3 protein-coding genes are annotated in these 6437 nt (G+C 71.7%); all 3 read right to left on the reverse strand.

All coding sequences use genetic code 11. From position 1 onward, the window contains the following. Positions 1-4517 (reverse strand): type I polyketide synthase (locus ON39_RS23930; protein ID WP_157195509.1); only part of this gene is annotated, 4517 nt, incomplete at its 3' end. Positions 4518-4602: 85 nt separating this feature from the next. Then, on the reverse strand, positions 4603-5514 hold the full coding sequence (locus tag ON39_RS23935) for a beta-ketoacyl-[acyl-carrier-protein] synthase family protein (RefSeq protein ID WP_051186970.1): 912 nt from the start codon (positions 5512-5514) through the stop codon (positions 4603-4605). A gap of 3 nt (positions 5515-5517) precedes the next feature. Next, positions 5518-6437 (reverse strand): 3-oxoacyl-ACP synthase III family protein (locus ON39_RS23940; protein WP_040737724.1); only part of this gene is annotated, 920 nt, incomplete at its 5' end.

Below are 6437 nucleotides of genomic sequence, written 5' to 3' on the forward strand. Positions count from 1 at the left end.
AGTTCTGGTCGGTCGTGAGGAACCGCCGGGCCATATCGCGCGCCGACACGACGACGCGATCCCCGACGGCGAGGCCGCTGACGCCCTCGCCGACCCGGACCACCGGTGCCCCCGCCCTCGTGGCCGATCTCCCTGCCGAAGAACGTGCCGTCCAGGTATTCGTCGGTCAGCACGCCGAGCAACTTGTAGGCGTCCTTCGGATTGAGCCCCAGGGCGTCGAGCCGGATCTCGATCTCGCCGTGGCCCGGCGGCGTGCGCTCGGCCTCGCGCCAGACCAGATCCCGCAGCAGCCGGGTGCGGGGTTGTTCGAGCGCGAACGACGCCTCGGGATCGTCGGGTGCGAGCTCTTCGTCGCGCCGCCGCAGGCGATCCGGCAGGGTGTCGCGAAGACACTGCATCCACCGGGCGCCCGAGCGCAGGCACACCTCGTCGAGATCCATTGTGCCGTGGAGTATTTCGCCGACTATGTGGTCGACCGGGGTATCGGGTTCGGTATCGATCAGCCGCCAGCGCAGCGAGGGCTGCTCGTTGAACAGCGATCGGCGGGCGCCGACGAGGGCGCCGTGCGAGAGATCGAGGTCCGCCGGCCCGGCCTCGGGCAGGCACAGGCCGTGCACCGTCACCAGCGCCGCGCAGATCTCGCCCGCGCGGGCATCGTCGGCGGTGTCATCGAGAACCGCTGCGGCACTGGCGATCCTGGCCAGTGCGTACACGTTGTCCGAGGCTGGGTACTCGTCCCCGGCGACGACGGTCAGCCGCGTGCGGTCCACCTCGTCGTCGGCGAGCCCGGCCCGCAACGCGATCGCGACATCGGTCCCCAGGTCCGGGCCCGCCGCGTCGGCGACCTCGAGCACGACGGCCTCCGGCCATCCGGCGGCGATCGCCCGCGCCCGCACCGTCGCCGAATCCCCCAGCGCGACAACCACGCCGAACTCGCGCACCGGCGTCTCCGGTGACTCCGCCGCGAGCTCGTCGAGCCGCTCCCACCGCGGTTCGTAGAAGACCCGGGCCAGCCGATCGAGCATCGGCAGCGGCGGCGACACCGCCCGGAACCGCACGTCGCCGAGCGCGAGCACCTGCGCTCCGTCGGCGTCGAGAATGTCCACGTCCGCGCACAGCGCATCGGCTCGCCGCCGGACCAGGACCGTGGCCGTCGGCGGGATCGGCCCGAAGCGCCGCACGGTACGAATCTCCGTGGGCACGATGGCCCCCGCGAAGTCGCCGCTCGATCGCGTCGCCAGCGCGGCGACGCATTGCAGGGCCGCGTCCAGCACGGTCGGATGTGCCAGGTGCGCACTGTTTTTCGCCGCCGAGGCGTCGATCTGCGCGACGACGAAGTCCGCGCCGACGCGCGCCTCGACGATGCCCTGGAACGCCGGGCCGTACGCGAGCCCGTGCTCGGCCAGCACCGGGTACAGCTCCGCGCCGCTGATAGTCGTCGTGTCGTCGAGAACGGGCAGCTCGACAGGGATGGGCCGCAGCGGACCCTCCACCAGCCGGCCCGTCGCGTGCAGGGTCCAGGTGGTCCCCTGGGCGGGCCGCGCGGTCATGGTGAATCGTTTGGTCGATTCCTCGACCGTCGACCGGAGCACCGGCACGTCGTGCGCGTCGATCACCAGCGGCGTGACGAACCGGACGTCCTCGAGCGCCAGCTCCTCCCGACCCGTGCGCAGGGCGGCCGCGCTGAGCGCGGCGTCGAGGTAGGCCGCACCGGGCAGGACCACCGCGCCGCCGACGATGTGGTCGTGCAGCCACGGCAGCGCGCTGACCGAGAGCCCCGCGACCCACTCGGCCGCGGCGGGCTCCGGGCGTTCGCCGAGCATCGGGTAGCGGATGTCGGCGCCGAGCCGGTCGCGCAGCACCGACTCGGTCTCGGTCCACACGCGGGTCTTCTGCCACGGGTACGCGGGCAGCGGTGCGTGCCGCGCGAGCGCGACACCACCGGGCACCCCCGAACCGTCCAGGGCGCCGACGATATACAGCTCGGCGATCGCCCGGCGCAGGCCGACGAGGTCGCCCTCCTTGCGAGACAGGGTGCCGATCGAGGTGCCCGTCTCGCCGGCACGCACGAGCATCTCCCGAATATTGCCGCTGAGCACCGGATGCGGGCCGATCTCGAGGAACACCCGGCGCCCGTCCGCGATCAACGCGCCGGCGGCGTCGGCGAAGCGCACCGGCCTGCGGACATTGCGGCACCAGTACTCCGCGCCCCATTCCGGACCGCTGACCCGCCCGCCGGTCACGGTCGAGAACAGCGGGGTAACCGGCTCCCGCGGCGCGAGATCGGCCAGCGCCGAGCGCAATTCGCCGAGGATGGAATCCATCAGGTGCGAGTGGTAGCCGACCTCGACGTCGAGCACGCGGACGAACGCGTCCGTCTCGTCGAGTCGCTCCTGCACGCGGGCGATCGCGCCGCGGTCACCGGCCAGGGTGACCGCCGTCGGGCTGTTGACGGCGGCCACCGACACTCCGCCGATGCCCGAGATGAGTTGCACCGCCTCGTGTTCGGGCAGACCGACAGCGAGCATCGCGCCGCCCGCCGTCGCTTGCAGCCGCCCCCGGTGGTAGCTGACCAGGAGCGCGTCGCGCAGGCTGAGCATGCCGGACACGTAGGCCGCGCTGACCTCGCCGACGCTGTGCCCGACGATCGCCGCCGGACGCACCCCCAGTTCGGTGAGTTCGGCCGCGAGGCTCACCTGGATCAGGAAGTTCGCCGACTGCGCGACCTCCGTGGCGGTGACGCGCGACTCCTCCTCGGGCCGCAGCAACTCATCGAGGAGCGACCAGCCCGAGATCGCGAAGAACTCGGCGTCGACGCGCCGCGCCGTCCGCGCGAAGACGCCGTCGGCCACCAGCAGATCGCGGCCCATGCGCCACCACTGCGGACCCATCCCGCTGAAGACGAACACCGGCCGCGCGGCGGGTCCGGTGTACGCGCGCAGCGGCGGGCGGTCCGCTCCCATGGCGAAGTTCTGCAACTTGGTGTGCAGATCCGTGGCGTCGGAGAAGTCGAACGCGGCGCGGAACGGGTGGTGCGTGCGTCTCGTCCAGGCCGCGGCGACGAGCGCGTCGACGTCGCGCCGCCGATCGATCATCGCGGCGAAGCGACGGGCCAGCTCGCGGGTCGCGTCCGGCGTGCGCGCGGAGATCGGGAGCACCGGGAACACCTCGGGCGCCGGCTCCGCCGGAAGCGGTTGCGGCGCTTGCACAATCGCGTGCGCGTTCGTCCCGCCGTACCCGAAGCTGTTCACCGCCGCGAGGACCGCCGCGGTATCGGAGAGCTCCCGCACCTCGGTGGGCACCCGAATGTTCAACTCCTCGAACGGGATCCGCGGGTTGAGCCGCTCCAGCCAGCCCTGCGGCGCGACGCGGCGGTGGTAGACCGTCAGCGCGGACTTGATCAGCCCCGCGATACCCGCGGCCGCCTCCAGATGTCCGAGCGTCGCCTTGACGGACCCGACCTCGAGCGGGCGCTCCCGCCCCGACGCCGTGCCGTAAACAGCGCCGAGCGCGTCCATTTCGAGCGGATCGCCGACCGGTGTTCCCGTGCCGTGTGCCTCCACGTAGCAGACTTCACGCGGCGCGATGCCCGCCTCCGCGCACACCGCCCGCGCCAGCTCCGCCTGCGCGGCCGGGTTCGGCACCGGGATGGCGGCGGTCCGGCCGTCCTGGTTCACCCCGGTGCCGCGCACGATCGCGTAGACCCGGTCACCGTCGCGCAGCGCCGCGTCGAGCCGTTTGAGCACGACGATCCCGGCGCCCTCACCCCGCCCGTATCCGTCGGCCGAGGCGTCGAAGGCCTTGCAGCGGCCGTCGGCGGAGAGGAACCGCCCCTTGCTCATCGACACCGACGTCTCCGGTTGCAGCATCAGATTGACCCCGCCCGCCAGCGCCGACTCGCACTCCCCGGCCAGGATCGCACGCCTGGCCTGATGCACGGCGACGAGCGAGGAGGAGCACGCGGTATCGATGGTCATGCTCGGCCCGCGCAGATCGAGCGCGTAGGAGAGCCGGTTGGACAGCAGGGTGAAGGTGTAGCTCAGCGGCGTGTGCGCGGAGATGAACAGCCGCGCCGCGGGAGTGATCCGGCCGACGGCATTGTCGCTGGTGAACGCGCCGATATACACACCGACCGCCCGACCGGCGACGCGCGCGGCCAGCCCGGCGTCGTCGAGCGCCTCCCAGCACACTTCGAGCAGCAGCCGCTGCTGCGGATCGATGATCGAGGCCTCGCGCGGCGAGATCCCGAAGAACTCGGGGTCGAAATCCCACAGCGAGTCGGTCAGGAACCCGCCGCGGCGGGAGTACATGCGGCCGGGCGCTTCCGGATCCGGGTCGTAGAACTTGTCGAGGCTCCAGCGGTCGGCGGGCACCTCGACCACCGCATCCTTCTTGGCGCACAGCACATCCCAGAAACCGGCGACGTCTTGCACCCCGCCGGGAAACCGGCACCCCATCCCCACGATCGCGATCTGATCGGACGCTTCCCGTTCCCCGTGCACCTCGCTGAACGTCACTGCTTCCCCTTGATCGATGTCGAATTCGTTGTCACGCAATGCGATTCACGGGCTCGAGATCGCCCGCTGCCGTCCGGTCAGACCGTCACGGCGTCGCGACGCCCACCGGGGCCGCGTCCCGCCGATGGGCGAGACAGGCCGCGGAGGCGTCGTAGGCGGCCAGCAGGAGCGTCGTCCGCGCGGCCGTCAGCTGCCCGGAATCCTGTGCTGCCAGGTAGGCGTGGATGGGCGCGGCGGAGTACGGATCGCCGACCCGTGGGTCGGGGCCGACGACGGCGGTGCGCGGAATCCCGAGCGTGCCCGCCAGTCGTGCCGGAAAGTCCGAGCTCGGCGCGGGCGCGAGGAGCACCGCCCGCCCGTCGGCGAAGTCGGATTCGGTGAGTCCCTCCTCGGCCACGCACGCGCGCACCGCCGCCGCGGCCACCGCCAGTGGATCCGGACCGACGACGGCATGCCCGGTCGCGCGGCCGTTCGTCCCGGCCTCCTCTATGTCCACCCACACCGAGGGCTCCACCGGACCGGTCGGCTCGACGGTCTGCAGACGGCCGAAACCGCCTACGGCGCAGGCCTTTTCGAGCAGCATCGCGGCGCCACTCGCGGTATACAGCGCGTCGTCGGTGTCGCGTCTGGTGGACGGGTGGGCGTCGCCCGCCACCAGCAGCGCGTACCGCACATCGTCGGCGCGCAGGAAGGACTCCGCGACATCGATCGCGTGCGGTACACCCGCCGCGCCGTGCATGACGTCGAAGGACAAGGCGGGTACTCGGCCCGGCTCATAGCGCAGGCCGAGGCCGAGACGCTTCTGCACGAGCGCCGCCACGGCGGGCTCGCAGAGATTGTTGTCCCGGAAGACGCCCGCGTTGACGAGCAGGCCGATCTCGTCGACGCCGACGCCGGCGCGTTCGAGGCAGGCCCGCGCCGCCCGGGTCGCCAGCTCGAGATAGCTGCCGGTGTCCGGGTCGGTGCACACCGCCGCGGACCGGATCGCGGTGGGCACGCCTCATGCCTCCAGTCGCGAGACGGTGGCGGCGAGCCCGCCGCCGACGATGCCGGAGGCCTGGGCGAACATCAGGAGCTTCGACCCCTTGGGAATGCGCTGCTGCCGCAGATGTTCGTGCAGGACAAGGAAGTGCGAGGTGGATCCGGTGTTGCCGTAGTCGCGCAGCACCTTCAGCGAGGTGGGCACCGGCGCGCCGAACCGCTGCCCGGCCATCTCGTGCAGGTGGTCGATCGCGGGCTCGCTGAACTGGTGGTAGATGCAGAAGTCGAAGTTCGCGCCCGACCTGCCCTGGCCGGTGCTCGCCGCCACGGTGGCGAGGCGGTCCAGGCCCTGGCGGTAGTGGGCGTCGGACTGCATGGTTCTGGTGTCGGTGTAGAGCGCGATGCCGTTCGAGCGGTTGCTCGGCATGCCGAGGCACAGCTCGGCGCCCTCGGCGAGGGTCATCAGCTCGACGTGGTGGATCTCGTCATCGTCGTCGCCCCGGTCGTCCATGACCACGGCGACACCGGCGTCGCCCAGCGTCAACGCCGCGAACTGCGGATCCGTCCGCGTGCTGATCTCCCGTACGGCGGTCTCCGCGGCGGGGGAGAGCTGCTCGCCGCTGACCACCAGCCCGTTGCGCACGACGCCCGCCTTGATCATCCGGTCGAGCACGAGCACGCCGGTGATCATTCCGGCGCAGGCATTCGAGACGTCGAGGCACCTGGCCCGGTGCGCGCCGATCGCATTGCGCAGCATCAGCGCGAAAGGGGGCGCGCCGCAATGGATTCCGCGTCGGCGGGTGCGGATGATCGATCCGGACACGATGATGTCGAGTTCGGCCGCGGTGTAGTCGGAGTGGCGCAGGCAGTCCTCGATGGCGCGCACGGCGAGGTCGAACGAGGACTCGTCACCGTCCGGACCCGAAGCGCAGACCCGCC

It is taken from the genome of Nocardia tenerifensis NBRC 101015, from assembly GCF_000308715.1.
Classification (GTDB): Bacteria; Actinomycetota; Actinomycetes; order Mycobacteriales; family Mycobacteriaceae; genus Nocardia; species Nocardia tenerifensis.